The organism is Bacillus sp. JZ105, from assembly GCF_053903125.1.
Map to the genome: position 1 here is coordinate 2,098,186 of NZ_CP096387.1, position 16,732 is coordinate 2,114,917.

The window sequence follows — 16,732 nt, forward strand, 5'->3', positions numbered from 1 at the left end:
TCTGTCCAAGTCCCTTAGGATCAAGGCAGAAATTTATCAAATTTTTCTTCCTAACAGGTACAGTTCTTTGCAGATACTGCCCACACGAAGTATATCAAAAATGTGCCGGGTGTTCCACTCAAGTTGCCTTGATCTGAATGTCTGCGGAGTAGATTTTTTGGATACCGTCCTCCGTTTCAAGCAATAAAACACCTTCTTCATTGATGCCAAGCGCCTTCCCCGTGTATTGCCCATTGACGGTACGGGCAACAATATGTTGACCGATCGTCATCGCAAACGATTCCCATAATTGTTTAATCGGCGCAAATCCTTGCTTTATATAATCATCATACCTTTTTTCAAAAGTGGACATGATCTGTTGTATGAGTGCAGCCCGATCCACTTTTTCATTCAGTTCCATTCGCAGACTTGTGGCGACATTCTTTAGGTCATCCGGAAAGTCATCAGCTGTTTGGTTCACATTAATGCCCGGCCCAATGATGACCGCATGAACCTGGTCCGCTTCTGCTTTTAATTCAGTCAGAATGCCAACGACCTTTTTTCCATTCAACAAAATATCGTTTGGCCATTTAATAGATGGACTGAGTCCTGTTTGCTGCGCAATCGCTTCTGCGATGGCTACAGATGCCAAAAGCGTCATTTGCGGCGCTTTATGCAGCGGAATTTCAGGTCGGAGAATAAGACTCATCCAAATGCCTGTCCCATTTGGTGAATGCCACGTTCTTTGAAGACGCCCCTTTCCGTTTGTCTGATGATCGCTGACAACAATTGTGCCGTGGGGCGCACCTTCATTGACAAGATCATGGGCAATCAGCTGAGTTGAAGCGACTTCTTTCTGAAAGTAAATATGCCTGCCAAAGCTCTCTGTTTCCAGACCAAACAGAATTTCGTCCTCACTAATTTTGTCCGGTTTACGAAGCAGACGGTATCCTTTTCTTCTAACTGCTTCTACCTCATACCCCTCTTTTCGCAAGTCCTCCATATGCTTCCACACAGCTGTTCGGGAGCAGCCAAGTTCATCACAAATCTGCTGACTTGAGACAAAATCCTCACTGGATGCTGTAAATAGTTCAATTAATCGTTTTCTAATTGCGGATCGCATGCTTTAAGCCACTCCTCTATGGCTTCTTTTCGGTTTTCTAAACGGTTTTGCAAAACGGCTTTTTTCACAAAATTGAGCTCCTCTGCAATCCATTTCCCAGACGTCTTTTGCCGAAAGGCCATTAAATCTTTTCCTGAAACAGCGAGATCTTGGAGCTTTTTAATCGGCAGTGCATCATAAGAACGCTTCGCTGCCTCCAGCTCATCAAAGAAAATGCGGCGCTCATGTTTTAGCTGTGTGATCTTCAAACTAGATAAGAGCACGTGTTCACCAGCTTCAAACATGTTTTCCGCATCCCAGTCACAATCAACGTATTTACTAATGGCTACTGCTTCTTTCAAAAGCTTGGTTGACAGCTTCCATTCTTTTAAGAAGGCCGCAGCCTCCGCTTCATCTAGGCCGAGCAAATGGATGCAAGCCCCCCATACCTCTTCTAGTCCATCCAGTAAGTAATATGGAAAGGCTTGAAAGGATTCATGAAGACGCTCCTCTTTGAGACCTGGCAATTCTTCATATAATTTGGTTGAAATGAGTACTTGAATGGCCTGCTTACAATGACGGCCTTTTAAAAGCTTCTCCATTTCAATCTTTTTGCGCTCAACTGATATGTTGGCAAGCAGATGCTTATCCTTTTTCATAGCTTCAGCCGTTTCATCAGCGAGTTCAAAGCCAAGCTGGCTTAAAAAACGGACAGCTCTCATCATGCGAAGCGCATCTTCTTGAAAGCGGCACGCAGGATCTCCAACAGTTTGAATTCGTTTCCGCTTTATATCCTGTTTACCACCTACATGATCAATAATTTCCCCATTTATATCCATGGCCATTGCATTAATCGTTAAATCTCTTCTTAAAAGATCTTCCTTAAGCGACGTAATAAACGCCACTTCTTTCGGTCTGCGAAAATCTTCATATTCTGATTCCGTTCGAAACGTCGTGACCTCATAGCTGACACCATCATGCAACACAATGACAGTGCCATGCTCCTTACCGACATCTACTGTTTTTTCAAATAAAGACTCAACCTTATCAGGTGTTGCATCTGTCGCAATATCGATATCACCGATTTCCCGTCCTAATAGAACATCTCTCACCGCTCCGCCGACAAAGTAAGCCTGATGCCCATGTTCGTGCAGTGTATGTAATATAGGGATCGCATGTGTGAATGGTTCATTCATCTTCATCATCACCTTCGATCAATTCTAGGTAAAGCTTCTCATATTCACTCACAATCTTATCTGAGGAGAAATGAGCCTGAACACTAGACTGAGCTGCCGCTGACACTTTTTCATGTAGCGCTTCGTCTTTCAGCAGAGACAATGAGTGCTTTGCTGCTCCGTCTATATCGCCGAGCGGGACAAGAAACCCTGTTTCTCCATGTGTAATGACCTCTGGAATACCGCCGACATCTGTCCCAATACAAGGAACACCGCAAGCCATTGCTTCAAGAAGCACAAGCCCAAAGCTCTCCTTCTCTGAAAGAAGCAGCTTCAAATCACTTATTGAATATAGCTCCTCAACCTTCTCTTGCTTTCCTAAAAACAATACGCGGTCTGTCAGTCCTAATTTTTTCACGAGTTCACATACAACCGATTTCTCAGGACCATCACCAATGAGCAGCAGCTTTGCCTGCACCTGTTCAGCAATCTTTTGAAACACATGAATCACATCATGCACCCGTTTCACCTTTCGAAAGTTTGATACGTGGATGATGACCTTTTCGTTCGGTAAAAGACCATAATGTGTCTTTAGCAAATCGTGATCTTCACGCAAATACACCCGTTCATCAACAAAATTATGAATCGTATCAATCTTTTTATCTGGTTTGATGAGATCGTACGTCTGCGCAGCTAATGAATGTGACACCGCTGTTACGCGATCCGATGATTCGATGGCGAACCGAATCACTTCTTTTAATGATGGATCATAGCCTAAAACCGTAATATCCGTTCCATGAAGCGTCGTAACGACTTTCACAGAGTGTCCAGTCATTTGTTTGGCTAAGAACGCACAGACAGCGTGCGGGACCGCATAATGCGCGTGAATAATATCAAGCTTTTCTCGTTTTGAGACTTCTGCCAATTTACTTGCGAGCGCAAGGTCATAAGGCGGATATTGAAAAACTGCATATTGATTCACATCCACCTCATGAAAATAAATATTCGGATATACTTTATTAAGCCTAAACGGAATGCTAGAGGTAATGAAATGAACATCGTGCCCTTTTTCAGCTAAACGTTTTCCAAGCTCTGTGGCTATAATGCCTGAGCCGCCGACACTTGGATAACAAGTAATTCCGACCTTCAGTTTTTTCATAATTACCCCCCAAGTAAGTCATCGTCCAACAAAAGTGGTTTCTTTGTGATAAACCCTTCTGCATAAGCTTTGTTGACTTCTCTTCCATACATAGACTCTCTCATTTTGACAAAATCAATATAACCGTTCACAAGAGGTGTCTCTACTGAGTTTGCCGATTTAACAAATTGGCTTTTATACGCATGCAGGCTATCAATTTTTTGGTGCATTTCCTCAGAAATATCGATCACAAAATCGGGACGATGGTGCCCATTAATCATGTAATAATACATTTGGCTTATTTTATGCGCTGGCTGCTTGTATGAATCTTCAAATTTATGTATACCTGCAGAAAAAGCGGCCTCTTCTACAAGTGAGCCCGCATGGCCATGATCTGGATGGCGATCTTGGTGGTACGGAGCGAAAATCAGTTTTGGTTTGTATGTTCGGATCACGCCCGCAATTTCCTTCATCGCTTCGTCATTTAGATACAGCCCTCTATCTGGCAGTGTAAGCTGGATTCTCGCTCTGACACCTAAAATAGCGGCGGCGGCTTTTGCTTCTTCTTTGCGGCTCTCTACCGTTCCATTTGAAGATAATTCGGCCTGGGTCAAGTCGCAAATCCCGACGCGCGCCCCTTTTTTTACGTATTTTGCAATCGTTCCGCCCATTCCGATCTCTACATCATCGCTATGGGCACCGAATGCAAGGATATCAAGTCGTTTCATTTGTTCCTCCGTTTTTTGCTACATCTCGAAAATCAAACGTACCTTTATTTAAATTCCTGACTAAAATTTCAGCAGTTCCCATATTGGTGGCTAATGGAATGTTATACACATCGCAAAGCCGGATGAGTGCAGATACATCCGGTTCATGCGGCTGCGCAGTAAGCGGGTCTCTAAAAAAGAGCACAAGATCCATTGCGTTATCAGCAATTAAAGCACCGATCTGCTGATCTCCCCCAAGTGGTCCTGATTGGAAACGATGAATGGGAAGCCCCGTCGCTTCTTTCACTCTCAAACCTGTTGTCCCTGTTGCGTAAAGTGTATGATCTGCCAAAATATCACGGTACGCAGTGGTAAACTGAATCATGTCACTTTTTTTCTTATCATGAGCGATTAAAGCAATGTTCATCAGGAATCCACTCCTTATTAGTCGATGATATTTTCTAAACCATAGACGAGCTGATCAATGTGCATAACCTGTTCTACTGAAAGTTTCACGCCTGACATAAAGGATGCACGGTTATAAGAATCATGACGAATGGTGAGCGTCTGTCCGTCCATTCCAAACAGCACTTCTTGATGTGCAATCATACCAGGAAGTCTCACGCTGTGCAGACGGATACCATCATAATCTGCTCCTCGTGCCCCTTCGATCAATTCTTTCTCTTCTGGATGTCCCTGCTTTTTGCTTTCTCTTACTTCTGCAATCATTTCAGCCGTTTTTAAGCCCGTACCGCTTGGTGCATCTAGTTTTTTATCATGGTGAAGCTCAATGATTTCAACGTCAGGAAAATAATTCGCTGCCATTTTGGCAAATTTCATCATTAAGACCGCACCGACGGCAAAGTTTGGTGCAATAATACAGCCTATGCCCTTTTCTTCTGTTAATTGCTGAAGCTCTTTTAGGTCATCTTCTGAAAATCCAGTTGTTCCTACGACTGGACGCACGCCATGTTCAAGTGCTTTTTTTGTATGTACTTTCCCGATTTCTGGTGTTGTCAGATCAATTAATACATCTGGTGCTGTTTCTGAAAGACATACATCAATGTCCGTATAAATTGGCGCATGAGATGTCGTATGAATCACATCAGATAATTTCTTTCCTTCATGCACGTGATCAAGTGCTGCCACCAGCTCAAAATGGCCTGTTTCTTCCGCCAGCTTCACAGCCTCTATCCCCATTCTTCCTCTTGCTCCAGCGATTACTACTTTGATGGTTTCATTCGTCATCGTCTCTACTTCCCTTCTTTTTTCGTCCAGCGGTCTTTATCTCTTGTGTTGAATTTATGCATCACACGATCATGTGCTTCTTCTAGTGAAATATCAAGTGAATTAGCGAGGCATGTTAACACAAACAAAACATCGCCAATTTCTTCTTCCATGCTTTTTTCTGTTTCCGTTGTTTTTTTCGGCTTTTCTCCATAGTAATGGTTAACCTCTCTTGCCAGCTCCCCTAATTCTTCTGTCAGGCGGGCCATCATAGCAAGCGGGCTGAAATAGCCTTCTTTAAATTGTCCTATGTAATCATCTACTTCTTGCTGCACGTGACGCAGCGTTTTTTCTTTCGTCATGAAGCTCATCCTCCTATCCATCTCTTACATGTTAGCGAAATCATAAATATTTGACAAATGTTTAAGACTCAGTTTGCTTGTTTCTCTCCCATACCATATAATATTATCGCTGTCTAAGCAAAAAAAGGAGTGGTCTCTTGCTAAAAGAAATTCGTCTTAAAAATATCGTATTTATTTTAATAGGATCTGCGATTTTTTCTTTCGGTCTTGTTCATTTTAATATGCAGAACAATTTGGCGGAAGGCGGATTTACAGGTATTACACTGCTTTTATATTTTCTATTTCACATTGATCCATCTATTTCAAACCTCGTCTTAAACATTCCGATCTTTTTTATTGGCTGGAAAATGCTCGGCAGAACGATGTTTGCTTATACAATTGTAGGAACAGTGAGTCTTTCTGTCTTTCTTGCCATCTTCCAGCGCTTTCAAATACATATGCCTCTCCAGCACGATTTAGCCTTAGCAGCCCTCTTTGCAGGGGTATTTATCGGAACAGGCCTCGGAATCATCTTTAAATTCGGCGGTACAACAGGCGGTGTGGACATCATTGCAAGACTGATCAACAAGCATTATCAGGTGGCAATGGGACGAACAATGTTCATCTTCGACGCATGCGTCATTACCATCTCTCTAACCTACTTAAATTATAAAGAAGCGATGTATACACTTGTCGCAGTATTTGTTGCTGCGAAGGTCATTGACTTCATGCAGGAAGGTGCTTACGCTGCCAAAGGCGCCATGATTATCTCTGAAAAAGATGACATCATTCAAAAGAAAATCACGGATGAAATGGAGCGCGGTGTCACCATCTTAAAAGGGGTCGGTTCCTATACAAAACAGGAGCGTAACGTTCTTTATTGCGTCGTTCCAAAAAACGAGCTTGTCCACCTTAAAAGCGTCGTGACCTCAGTCGATCCTCATGCGTTTGTATCTGTCAGTGACGTGCATGATGTACTCGGTGAAGGCTTTACATTAGATGAACACAAAAAGCCGCTCAATCCGCATTAAAAAAGAAGCACCAGTTTTGGGCTTCTTTTTTTATGATTTAGGATAATCAGCCTGACGTTTTTGCTTCTTTTCTTTTTCAGCACGATATTTCCGAAATCCCACATACGTTAACGTTAATAAAATAATACTCCCAGTTGTTAAGATGACCCATAAAAGCGATGGATCCGCTTCATCTTCATCGACGTGAGCAAACACACTCGATAAATCCTCTTCCAGCTTCGTGAGACGTTCAAGCTTTGTCCCACTTGATGCTTTTAAAAATTCACCTTGCTCAATCACTTCCATGTGCTGCTTAATCGTCTGGAGCTTTTCAGACGAAATATCAATGGTTAAACTTGGATAGATCATATCGTATAAAGAAACCAGCTCATTCCAAGTTTCATAAAATGTCGTCGATTCTGGATCTTTTACTTCTTTTTTCAAAGCAGGAAAAGATCCCATAATGGGCTTTTCGAGCGAACCCCAAAGAGGCTCAGAATCCGACTGAATCGCATCAAGCAGCATTCTAAATTGAGAGGCATAACGAAGTTTTTCGCGCTCATTCAATTCTTCCTGCGGCAGCCCTTTTATCATATCTTGATAGCCAAGTGTAATTTGCCGAATCTGCGTATTCGTCAAAGTTCCACGCCAATTCTCAGCTTTAAATGTCTTTTCAACATACAATGCGACTTGTAACGCCTCATCATATTTAGCTTGTCTCGTTAATTGAAAGATGGAATCTGATAGTTCCGTTAATTCTTGCAGCGTGTTAGCAGCTGTTTCCTCACCTTTGGCAACAGCTGGCTGTAATACGAGAAAAAATAATAGAATCATCGCGATTGGCTTTCGTTTCATGCAAGTCCCTCCTAGCCCTTCTCCTTACAGCGTATGAAGAAAAGGACAAGGTTAGACCAACATTGTTAAGGGAGTTCCAGCTTGACCGATTTTTTCGATAGAACGAGATAATACGAAATAAGAAGAACCGCAATACTTAGCCAAAACGTCACGTAGCCGATCTCGTTTGAATAAGCAGACAGCATAGAATAACGGGGCATCATACCAAATACATAATCAATCACATCGTTATGTAAGATCCAAATGCCGGCTACCACAAGATGACGCATTTGAAAACGATAATACGGCGCAAACAATACGGCTTGTACCGCCATCGCAAAGTGAGACCCAATCAGCATGTATCCTTCCCACGGAAAATCATCAACAGATAAAAGCACAAAGATATTCATTCCTACCGCCCATAACCCATATTTAATCAAGGTCACAAGAGCAAGCGCTTCAAAATAAGGAGCATTTCGTTTCATCAAAAACGCAAGTAATACAAATAAAAAGAAAAAGCTGGCCGTTGGACTGTCTGGCACAAAAGCTAAAAAGACAGCCGGTGTCTCTACGAGCTGCGGAATATACCAATAGTAGCCGTACACAGTGCCAAGGAAATTGATCATAAGCACCAGCACAAGCATGTAGCGCGTCGCTAGCAAATATTGAATCCATCTCATATGTCTCTTCACTCACGATCTGTTAAAATCAGAAAAAAGCTGACAGCGCCAGCTTTTTCTCTTTTGAGTATATCCTTGTACTTGCATTTAAACAACTGAATTATTTTGATTTGACCTCAGATAAATATTTAGAGAGCTTCTCGAGTTCTTCATCACTGCCTTTAAAGACACCCTTTGGCATGTTGCCTTTTCCTTCTACAGCGATTTTAGCGATCTCCTCAGGCGCAAGACCGTTGTCAACGAGTGACGGTCCGGCTGCTCCGCCCTGCATGTTATCCCCATGGCAGGAGATACATGTCTGCTCTTGATAAATTTTATACTCTTCAGCTGAAGTATCAATCTCTGCTTCTTTCTTAATCTCACCTTGTTTTGCCGCTGCTTCCCAATCATGAGTTGCAACAGACTCCCACGTTAAATATGTTGCTGCGCCGATTGCAAGAATCATCATCCCGACTGCAATTGGTCTTCTATACGGTCTGCGTTCTGGACCTGAATCAAGAAATGGTGCGAGCAAAAGTGCACCAAACGCAATTCCAGGCATAATCATCGCGCCAACGACAGTGTAGCTACCTGCAGCAAATTCATATTTTAATAACTGGTACAAAAATAGGAAATACCAGTCTGGCAGCGGAATATAGCCAGTATCTGTTGGATCAGCCATCCGCTCAAGCGGAGGCGTATGAACAACAGTTAGGACAAGAAATCCAATTAAAAAAACGGCACCTACAAGCCATTCCTTTAAAAGAAAGTTCGGCCAAAAGGCTTCTGTTTTTCCCGGATATTCGGAATAGTCTTTAGGTATGTTAGGTTTTCTTTCTGCCGGTATTCTGGAATCTCCGACAAACTTCATCCCTTTTCCCCTATGCAAAGTCATCCCCTCCTCATTGAACATTCATCAAACGCAGCATTTTATAGCGGTCCAGAAATTCCTTGCTTACGAATCATAATAAAGTGGGCAGCCATCAGCCCAAATAATGCCGCTGGCAAGAAAAAGACATGGATAGCGAAAAATCTCGTCAGCGTTTGTGCCCCTACAATGTCAGGATGACCTGCAAGCAGCGTTTTGATCTCTTGACCAATGAAAGGTGTTGCTTCTGCTATTTGAAGACCAACCTTCGTCGCAAACAGCGCCTTCATATCCCATGGTAAAAGATAACCTGTAAAACCAAGTCCAAGCATCACAAAGAAAATGAGCACACCAACAATCCAGTTCAGCTCTCTCGGTTTTTTATACGCCCCTTGGAAAAAGACCCTTAGCGTATGTAAAAACATCATCACAATGACTAAACTCGCACCCCAGTGGTGCATCCCTCTGACAATCTGGCCAAATGCCACTTCATTTTGCAAATAGTAGACAGATTCCCAGGCATTTTTAATATCCGGCACGTAATACATCGTTAAAAACATGCCCGAAAGGACTTGAATGACTGTCACAAAAAACGTTAAACCGCCAAAACAATACACAAAAGCGGAGAAATGATGTGCTGGATTGACGTGCTCTGGCACCTCGTGATCCGCGATATCTCTCCATATTGGTGTAATGTCCAGCCGCTCATCTACCCAATCGTAAATCTTGTTAAGCATCGTTACCCTTCCCCTTTCGGCACAGCTTTTCCAAGATAGAGGTATCCGTCCTTCACTTGCTGCTTATAATGGTCAAGCGGTGCAAGCGGTGGAGTTCCGGGTACGTTTGTACCATCCTTGTCATACAGCCCATAATGGCACGGGCAGAAAAATTTGTTTGGATTTTTCGGATCACTGTTCCAGTTCACTGTACATCCTAAATGTTTACAGATTGGCGATAAAGCGACAATTTCATCCCCTTCTTTGTACACCCATGCTGACCTAGATTCCTTTGACTCGTACCATGCATCTACTTGATCAATTTTAAAGTCAAAGCGCTTCGGTTCCTTTGTCAGTTCATCTACACTGACAACTTGAACCATATCCTGATCCTCTGTTCCTTTTAGCACAGGGTCAAGCGCAAAGCGAACCATAGGCATGAGCATTCCAGCGGCCATAAATCCCCCCACGCCGGTCAACGTGTAATTCAAAAATTGACGCCTGGACACTCCATGTCTCTTCTCGCTCATTTTTTTCTCCCCCCCTCAGGTCGTCAGCTACTTTATAACTGAATTAGAAAAAATTTCATAAAACTAGGACACCCTCATAATATATCAATCTATTCACAAGGTCAACATCCTAAAAAGCTATGTACAATGCAAATGTAAGGGTTTTTATGAAGGGTTCCATTTTTGTAACAAAAAGTTCAAAATTTGTTCTACACTGTCTTGAATGACTTTTTGCTTTAATTCAACCTTCAAATGCTCCAGCGGAACCGGTTTGAGCAAAAATAGCGATTCACTGATCTCAGCATGCTCTTTCCACTGGTGATCAGATGTGATCAATACGACATGCTGAAAATGATCTTTGAGCGACTGCTTCATTGCGAATATGTCTTCTTGTTTCCGGTCACTCACTTCTAAATATGTATATGTTGGAAAAAGAAAAACCCGCCCTTTTAACTGTCTTTCAAGTTCTTCTGCTACAAGAATAGTAAACTCTCCTAAAGACACGGTTTGTTTCATTTGATCTGCATCAATCCCAACTAATGGAATGATAGCGGTATCAATGTAAGCTTTAGATTGCAAAAAGCGATCTGCGTCCTCTGCTTGAAACCTCATCAATTTCCCCTCTTTCATGACATAAGCCCTGCCTGTATAGGGCAAGGCTTATTCGTTCAGTTTATGACAATAGGCTTAACTCTTTTGCCAGCTTATTAAATGTTTCTTGATCATGACGGTCAAGTGCTTCATCTATCTCTTTCATGAGCCGTTCTTTTTGGAAAGTTGCGATTGAGTGCTCAAGCACTTTCTCAGCAAGATCCTTATCTTTTTCGTTCTCATAAAGATCCTTTGGAATATGTGGATTTGTTTCAAGAACAGCCGCATATTCCGGCGAACGATAAGCAGAACGGAAATTCAATTGAATAAACAAATCCTGCTGTTTATTCAAACGAATATCATGAAATGACTTTTCAGCATCTGTCGTCATGATGTTTTCTTTATAAAATCTAAAGGGAACTTCATCCACACAGTGTGTTGACATGATGATTCCCCTTGGGCAAAATTCTGCTTGCTCTACAAAATGAACCTTTTCCATCAAAGAGTCGTGACTCATTAAATAATTTAATATCCAAACACACTCTCTTCGCTTTAGCTGATAATGGTTTAAGAACCACCGGATAAATTCCTTTTTTTCATTGACAGAAACAGGGGTCTGCATGTTATTCCCTCCTCTATCGTAAATTAAATTGCTATACATGAATTATTCAACAAACCAGTTCTTCATTCCTGCAAACTATAAGGAAATTTCGTCTTCAATTCTTAAAATCGTTTCTTCAATTTCTTCATTCGTGCCATCTTTCTCTAGAACTTTGCGTAATAACGGCAATGCTTCTTTTTGTCTGCCCTCTTCTAAAAGGAACGAAGCGTATTCATATAAAAAGTCACGCTCCTCATCAAAATCAGGCAGGGCAAGCTTGAAATACTCGGCAGCTTCTTTGTATTCTTCTCGCCCGACAGAAGCAGATGCAGCATACCAATTCCATTTTGGATCATCTTCCCCAAAGCTTTTAACCTCTTTAATAACATCCAGAATTTCATCAAACAGCTCTTCATTTAAATAGATCGCCAGCAATGTTTGAACTGCTTCAATATAACCCGGATCGAGAGCAAGTGCTTCTTGAAGCAGTTTTTTCGCATCTTCTGAATCCCCATTTTTCAAATCAATCTTGGCACCATATAAATATAATTCTTTGTTATACTCATCAACTTTAATACCCTCTTTTACTACTTCTAAAGCCTCGTGATATAGTCCTTCTTCCTCATAACTTTTCGCTAAAGGCATATAAAGTGACGAATAGGACGGATCAATATCTTTCAGTTCTGTAAGCTGCTGAATGGCTGTTTTCGTTCTGCCAGCCCTCATTGCTGTAAATCCGTAGCCAAAAAGAGTATTCGGGTCTGCTTGATCTTTTACTGCCTTTTCGTACCATTCAAGTGCATCCTCAAATTCTCCAGCTGTGCTGAGCGATTCAGCGAGCCGCTGATACACATTGACACCGCCAACCTCATGCTGCTGATCTGCCACTTTGTAGAAATAATCGGCCGCTTTTTTTGAAAGGCCTTGAGAAAAATACAACTCACCTAATGCAAAATCGATGATGGCTTCATTCGGAAGTAGTTCTTTCGCTTTTAAAAGCTTTTGTTCACTGACTTCAAATAGTCCCTGCATTTGATACAAATCTGCCATTAACAATAAACTCTCTGGGTACGCATCATCATCTTCAGGAATCGTTTCTAATACTGAAATCGCCTTCTCTTCTTCATCAGAGTCAATCAACAGCTCTGCATAAAAACACGTTAAACCTGTTTCCTCTGGATATAAATCATGTAAATCACTGATGAGATTCCGTGCTTTATCGATATCTCCCCAATCATAATATAATTGAGCCGCTTGCGCCTTTTCTTCATCATGCAAATGCTTCTCTGCTTGAGCAAGTGTTTGGAGTCCTTTTTCAGTCTCACCCGCCTCAACTAATTTTATGGCTTCTTGTAATGAACTATTCAAATCAAACCGTTCCTTTCTGTTTCCAAAAACCTAAACTATTGTTACTTCATATCATAATCGACAGGTACACATCCAGCAAATATGTTGCTCTTTTAAAATGAACTCATTTTTGTGTTTTAAAGACTGTTTTTCATTTCATCTTATACGAAACGGATGATTTGTAAACTGCAGACACTATTTTGATCGGACAAAATGTTTTTTTTCAAGGTTTCACCTTGAGACAAGCTATGCTATATTTCTGACAAATATGCAAAAGGAAAGAAAAAGCCTGAGGACCTCCTCAGACTGTTTTCGTTAAATATTCAATGTGTTCAAAGAAATTCGGGTATGAGACACGAACAGCATTTGTATCTTCAATCTCAATTGCTTGCTTTGTCACACATGCGGCAATTCCCAGCATCATACCGATACGGTGATCTCCGTAGCTTGAGACGACTGCGCCGCCTTGAAGCGTAGTTTTACCATGAATCTTCATACCATCATCTGTTGCTTCAATATCAGCACCGAGTTTTTTAAGTTCTGATACGACTGTATCAATTCGATTGGTTTCTTTAACTTTTAACTCAGCAGCATCTTTAATGATCGTTGTTCCTTCTGCTTGGGTCGCAAGAAGTGCAATAATCGGAATTTCATCGATGAGTCTTGAAATCATGTCACCAGAAATTTCAATCCCTTTTAATGATGAAGTAGAAATCGTTAAATCACCATACGGTTCTCCGCCTTTGGCATCTACTTCATTGATTTCAAGATTTGCACCCATAAGTTTCAGCACATCTATAATGCCTGTTCTTGTTTTGTTTAGCCCGACATTTTTTAAGACAATCCGGCTGTTAGGAACGATTGATCCAGCTACAAGGAAAAATGCAGCTGAAGAGATGTCTCCAGGAACAAATATATCTGTTGCTGTTAATGTCTGGCCGCCTTCAATGGAAACACTTTGTTCATCTTCATCTAGTTTTACACCAAACATAGAGAGCATTCTTTCTGTATGATCTCTTGATTTATGTGGTTCAGTTAATGTTGTTGTACCCTCTGCTTGCAGCCCAGCTAAAAGGACAGCCGACTTAATTTGTGCACTTGCCACCGGAGACTCATAAGAGATGCCTTTTAAATGACCGCCACGAATAGACAGTGGTGTATACTCGCCATTTGCTCTGCCGTCTATTTTGGCTCCTAGTTGTTTCAGCGGACCCGTCACACGTTTCATTGGTCTTTTGGCAATACTCTCATCACCAATTAGTGTACTGTGAAACTCACAACCAGCTAATATTCCCATCATTAATCGAATGGTTGTACCAGAATTGCCAACATCGAGAATGTCAGACGGCTCCTTGAGCTCTTTCAGTCCTTTACCATGAATGACAACATCTGTCCCTTTTTGTTCAATTTCAACGCCCATCTTTCTAAAGCAATCAATCGTACTTAAACAGTCAGCTCCAGGAAGAAAGTTTTTCACTACTGTGGTCCCTTCAGCAATTGCACCAAACATCACTGATCTATGTGAAATAGATTTATCACCTGGGATATGAATTTCTCCATTCATAGGAGCATTTTTATGAATTTTCATGTTTGTCACCTCAGTCAGCATAAAATGTATCGTAATTCGCTCTATTTTTTATACAGATTTCTGCACGCTTGCGGTCGTCGTCTGTTTGAAAACTAATGCGTAAAATCCCATTAATGTCTTCCCGCGTCTCAATAATACGGATATTTGTAATACTAATATTTTCACTTGCTAGATGCCCTGTAATCTCCGATATGACCCCAGGGTGATCCGGAACATCGACATACAGATCATAAAAAGCAGGAATGGCTCCTTTTTTCCTTAGAGGCAGTCCATCACGATATTCCTTTGCTTCTTGAAAATAAGAGAACAATCCTTCAGCATCTTCTTGCTCTACGAAGGTTTCAATGCGGTTAATCTCTTTTTTCCATTCATGAAAACGGTCTAAAATCTTGTGTTTATTGTGCAGCAGAATATCCCTCCACATTGCAGGATTGCTTGAAGCAATTCGTGTGATATCACGAAAGCCTCCAGCAGCAAACCGTTTAACAAGTGGGAATTGTTCTTCGAAATGATGTGCTTGATGCACAAGGCTGGCTGCAACAATATGAGGGAAATGGCTAATTACACTTGTCACAGCATCATGTTCTTCTGGTGTCATCTCGATGAAATGAGCATTTGTCCCCTTTAACAAATCCATCAACTGATCAACAGCTTGGCGGTTTGTTTCCCTTGCAGGTGTTAAAATGTAGAACGCATTTTCAAATAAAAAGTCTTTTGCTGCAATAACACCTGACTTATGAGAGCCTGCCATTGGATGTCCACCAATAAATTGGTACTGCTCAGGCAGCGCTTTTTCAGCAAAATGGACGACCTTTTGCTTCGTGCTGCCGACATCAGTAATTATAAGCTCTCTTTCAATTCCAGAGTCTGCAATATCACTAAGCATCTTTACTGTTTGCTGGACAGGTGTTGCCAAAATAATGGTCGAAGATTCTTCTAAACCAGCCAAAAACGAATCAGCTGTTGCATCAATAATTCCCAGCTTTGTTGCAGCAACCATTTGCTCTTTGGAAACATCAAAACCTACAATTTTTTTATGAGGATACTCTTTTTTAATCGAAAGTGCAATGGATCCCCCAATTAAACCGAGTCCAGCGATTAATATTGTTTCGTTTGCATCATTCATATTCATCACCTGATTTTTCGCGAAAATTAAACAACCTATTTCAACAGCTTATATGTATTGAGGTTGGTACAATGAAAGCCATATCCTGCCTTAGGATATGACTTTCTGGTTATGCTACGCACGAATGCCTTGCAGTAAATCGGCAAGTGTACTTAGAATGTCTTCATTTTGCTCTTTTGTTCCGACGGTAATACGTAAAGAAGTCGGAAAACCAAGTGCTTTCCCGGAACGAACAATGTAACCTTTTTTCAATAATGCATTGAACAATTCATCTGCATCTCTTTTAAAATCAATCAGCACAAAGTTTGTTTGAGATGGATAGATATATAGTCCAAAACGGTCTGCAAAATCTTGATATTGCTTGAGACCTGCTTCGTTTTTCTGTCTGCATGATTGTATGAAATCTTGATCTTTGATCGCTGCACGAGCCGCTGCCTGAGCGATACGGCTGGTATTAAACGGCTCTCTCGCTGGTTCAATGGCAGTAATCAGCTCTTCTGATGCAATTCCGTAGCCTACTCGAAGCGCTGCAAGTCCATATGCTTTAGAAAACGTTCGAAGGACAATGACATTTTGATAATTGTGTAATAAAGATAAACTGTTTGGAAAATCTTCCGCACGCACGTATTCAAAATACGCTTCATCTAGAACAACAAGCACGTGAGCTGGCACTTCATCTAAAAACGCCACAATCTCAGATTCTGATAAATGATTTCCTGTCGGGTTATTTGGATTACATACCCAGACAACCTTCGTGTTTTCATCGATCGCATCCAGCATGCCCTTCAGATCGTGAGCTCCTCCTTCTAAAAGAGGCACTTCTCGAATTTCAGCATGTTCAATCACTGCATTGTGACGGTATTGCGGAAAAGATGGAGATGGGATGACGGTATTTGTATGTTGGTCAAGGAATGCTCTCGCAATAATTTGCACAAGTTCATCTGAGCCGTTCCCGAAAATTAATTGTTTTTCACTTACTTGAAGAAACTCAGCAAGCTCCGTTCTTAAACTTGCGCTGTATCCATCAGGATAAATCGCTAAATGTTCGAGCTCAGCTTGTATTGCCTCTCTTGCATGTACAGAACATCCAAAAGGGTTTTCATTTGAAGCCAATTTCACAATTTTGTCTAATTGATATTCTTTTTTGACCTCTTCAATTGGTTTCCCAGGTTGATACGGTTTTAGCTGTTTTAATTGATCTTTGATTTGCAAAA

General features: G+C 41.4%; 19 protein-coding genes. 1 reads left to right on the top strand and 18 read right to left on the bottom strand.

Features of this window, described 5'->3' with window-relative positions; all coding sequences use genetic code 11:
* Positions 1 to 118: 118 nt before the first annotated feature.
* From M1D81_RS10585 to M1D81_RS10615, 7 genes are read right to left on the bottom strand one after another with little or no spacing between them, the layout of a single operon-like run.
* On the bottom strand, positions 119 to 1,102 hold the full coding sequence (locus tag M1D81_RS10585) for a biotin--[acetyl-CoA-carboxylase] ligase (protein ID WP_456266937.1): 984 nt from the start codon (positions 1,100 to 1,102) through the stop codon (positions 119 to 121).
* Positions 1,075 to 2,277 (bottom strand): CCA tRNA nucleotidyltransferase, encoded by a 1,203-nt coding sequence (locus M1D81_RS10590; protein ID WP_456266936.1) that lies wholly within the window; start codon positions 2,275 to 2,277, stop codon positions 1,075 to 1,077. The genes M1D81_RS10585 and M1D81_RS10590 overlap by 28 nt, the downstream gene beginning before the upstream one ends.
* Positions 2,270 to 3,415: an N-acetyl-alpha-D-glucosaminyl L-malate synthase BshA gene (gene bshA / locus M1D81_RS10595; protein ID WP_456266935.1), complete on the bottom strand. Its 1,146-nt coding sequence runs from the start codon at positions 3,413 to 3,415 to the stop codon at positions 2,270 to 2,272. Before bshA ends, M1D81_RS10590 begins: the two co-directional genes overlap by 8 nt.
* Before the next feature lie 2 nt (positions 3,416 to 3,417).
* On the bottom strand, positions 3,418 to 4,122 hold the full coding sequence (gene bshB1 / locus M1D81_RS10600; RefSeq protein ID WP_024422785.1) for a bacillithiol biosynthesis deacetylase BshB1: 705 nt from the start codon (positions 4,120 to 4,122) through the stop codon (positions 3,418 to 3,420).
* Positions 4,109 to 4,528 carry a methylglyoxal synthase gene (gene mgsA / locus M1D81_RS10605; protein ID WP_456266934.1) on the bottom strand — a complete coding sequence of 140 codons (420 nt, stop codon included), beginning with the start codon at positions 4,526 to 4,528 and terminating at the stop codon, positions 4,109 to 4,111. Before mgsA ends, bshB1 begins: the two co-directional genes overlap by 14 nt.
* 17 nt (positions 4,529 to 4,545) lie before the next feature.
* Positions 4,546 to 5,349, bottom strand: a complete 804-nt coding sequence (dapB, locus tag M1D81_RS10610; protein WP_262090241.1) for a 4-hydroxy-tetrahydrodipicolinate reductase — start codon at positions 5,347 to 5,349, stop codon at positions 4,546 to 4,548.
* Between the two features lie 5 nt (positions 5,350 to 5,354).
* Complete coding sequence (locus tag M1D81_RS10615) at positions 5,355 to 5,690, bottom strand: nucleotide pyrophosphohydrolase (protein WP_024422788.1); 336 nt, start codon at positions 5,688 to 5,690, stop codon at positions 5,355 to 5,357.
* A gap of 137 nt (positions 5,691 to 5,827) precedes the next feature.
* On the opposite strand from M1D81_RS10615, the gene M1D81_RS10620 reads away from it, so the two are divergent.
* Positions 5,828 to 6,700 (top strand): YitT family protein, encoded by an 873-nt coding sequence (locus M1D81_RS10620; protein ID WP_400624047.1) that lies wholly within the window; start codon positions 5,828 to 5,830, stop codon positions 6,698 to 6,700.
* A 30-nt stretch (positions 6,701 to 6,730) separates the two neighbouring features.
* On the opposite strand, the gene ypjB is transcribed toward M1D81_RS10620, so the two are convergent.
* The 11 genes from ypjB to hisC form a co-directional block, all read right to left on the bottom strand.
* Positions 6,731 to 7,534, bottom strand: coding sequence for a sporulation protein YpjB (ypjB, locus tag M1D81_RS10625; RefSeq protein ID WP_456266933.1), 804 nt, complete (start codon positions 7,532 to 7,534; stop codon positions 6,731 to 6,733).
* 65 nt (positions 7,535 to 7,599) lie between these two features.
* The gene (lhaT, locus tag M1D81_RS10630; RefSeq protein ID WP_456266932.1) at positions 7,600 to 8,193 is read right to left on the bottom strand and encodes a lipoprotein heptaprenylglyceryl N-acetyltransferase LhaT; all 594 of its coding nucleotides are present in this window, start codon (positions 8,191 to 8,193) and stop codon (positions 7,600 to 7,602) included.
* Between the two features lie 100 nt (positions 8,194 to 8,293).
* Positions 8,294 to 9,061, bottom strand: a complete 768-nt coding sequence (locus M1D81_RS10635; protein ID WP_456266931.1) for a c-type cytochrome — start codon at positions 9,059 to 9,061, stop codon at positions 8,294 to 8,296.
* Positions 9,062 to 9,102: 41 nt separating this feature from the next.
* A complete protein-coding gene (qcrB, locus tag M1D81_RS10640; protein ID WP_456266930.1) occupies positions 9,103 to 9,777 on the bottom strand; it encodes a menaquinol-cytochrome c reductase cytochrome b subunit in 675 nt (224 codons plus the stop codon).
* Between the two features lie 2 nt (positions 9,778 to 9,779).
* The gene (locus M1D81_RS10645) at positions 9,780 to 10,286 is read right to left on the bottom strand and encodes a ubiquinol-cytochrome c reductase iron-sulfur subunit (protein ID WP_007500911.1); all 507 of its coding nucleotides are present in this window, start codon (positions 10,284 to 10,286) and stop codon (positions 9,780 to 9,782) included.
* Positions 10,287 to 10,430: 144 nt separating this feature from the next.
* Positions 10,431 to 10,877 carry a YpiF family protein gene (locus M1D81_RS10650; protein WP_456266929.1) on the bottom strand — a complete coding sequence of 149 codons (447 nt, stop codon included), beginning with the start codon at positions 10,875 to 10,877 and terminating at the stop codon, positions 10,431 to 10,433.
* Between the two features lie 61 nt (positions 10,878 to 10,938).
* On the bottom strand, positions 10,939 to 11,478 hold the full coding sequence (locus M1D81_RS10655; protein WP_008344562.1) for a ReoY family proteolytic degradation factor: 540 nt from the start codon (positions 11,476 to 11,478) through the stop codon (positions 10,939 to 10,941).
* Between the two features lie 75 nt (positions 11,479 to 11,553).
* Positions 11,554 to 12,825 (bottom strand): tetratricopeptide repeat protein, encoded by a 1,272-nt coding sequence (locus tag M1D81_RS10660; protein ID WP_024428100.1) that lies wholly within the window; start codon positions 12,823 to 12,825, stop codon positions 11,554 to 11,556.
* A 280-nt stretch (positions 12,826 to 13,105) separates the two neighbouring features.
* Entirely contained in the window at positions 13,106 to 14,392 is a 1,287-nt protein-coding gene (aroA, locus tag M1D81_RS10665; protein WP_456266928.1) for a 3-phosphoshikimate 1-carboxyvinyltransferase, read from the bottom strand.
* 10 nt (positions 14,393 to 14,402) lie between these two features.
* Positions 14,403 to 15,518, bottom strand: a complete 1,116-nt coding sequence (locus M1D81_RS10670) for a prephenate dehydrogenase (protein WP_456266927.1) — start codon at positions 15,516 to 15,518, stop codon at positions 14,403 to 14,405.
* 114 nt (positions 15,519 to 15,632) lie between these two features.
* Complete coding sequence (gene hisC / locus M1D81_RS10675) at positions 15,633 to 16,730, bottom strand: histidinol-phosphate transaminase (RefSeq protein ID WP_024422797.1); 1,098 nt, start codon at positions 16,728 to 16,730, stop codon at positions 15,633 to 15,635.
* Positions 16,731 to 16,732: the final 2 nt, after the last annotated feature.

Coding starts and splice junctions, on each gene's coding strand:
- M1D81_RS10645 (WP_007500911.1), bottom strand. CDS start 10,286: ATGAGCGAGAAGAGACATGGAGTGTCCAGGCGTCAATTTTTGAATTAC.
- mgsA (WP_456266934.1), bottom strand. CDS start 4,528: ATGAACATTGCTTTAATCGCTCATGATAAGAAAAAAAGTGACATGATT.
- M1D81_RS10670 (WP_456266927.1), bottom strand. CDS start 15,518: ATGAATGATGCAAACGAAACAATATTAATCGCTGGACTCGGTTTAATT.
- M1D81_RS10590 (WP_456266936.1), bottom strand. CDS start 2,277: ATGAATGAACCATTCACACATGCGATCCCTATATTACATACACTGCAC.
- aroA (WP_456266928.1), bottom strand. CDS start 14,392: ATGAAAATTCATAAAAATGCTCCTATGAATGGAGAAATTCATATCCCA.
- ypjB (WP_456266933.1), bottom strand. CDS start 7,534: ATGAAACGAAAGCCAATCGCGATGATTCTATTATTTTTTCTCGTATTA.
- bshA (WP_456266935.1), bottom strand. CDS start 3,415: ATGAAAAAACTGAAGGTCGGAATTACTTGTTATCCAAGTGTCGGCGGC.
- M1D81_RS10585 (WP_456266937.1), bottom strand. CDS start 1,102: ATGCGATCCGCAATTAGAAAACGATTAATTGAACTATTTACAGCATCC.
- M1D81_RS10655 (WP_008344562.1), bottom strand. CDS start 11,478: ATGCAGACCCCTGTTTCTGTCAATGAAAAAAAGGAATTTATCCGGTGG.
- qcrB (WP_456266930.1), bottom strand. CDS start 9,777: ATGCTTAACAAGATTTACGATTGGGTAGATGAGCGGCTGGACATTACA.
- bshB1 (WP_024422785.1), bottom strand. CDS start 4,122: ATGAAACGACTTGATATCCTTGCATTCGGTGCCCATAGCGATGATGTA.
- dapB (WP_262090241.1), bottom strand. CDS start 5,349: ATGACGAATGAAACCATCAAAGTAGTAATCGCTGGAGCAAGAGGAAGA.
- M1D81_RS10650 (WP_456266929.1), bottom strand. CDS start 10,877: ATGAGGTTTCAAGCAGAGGACGCAGATCGCTTTTTGCAATCTAAAGCT.
- lhaT (WP_456266932.1), bottom strand. CDS start 8,193: ATGAGATGGATTCAATATTTGCTAGCGACGCGCTACATGCTTGTGCTG.
- M1D81_RS10615 (WP_024422788.1), bottom strand. CDS start 5,690: ATGACGAAAGAAAAAACGCTGCGTCACGTGCAGCAAGAAGTAGATGAT.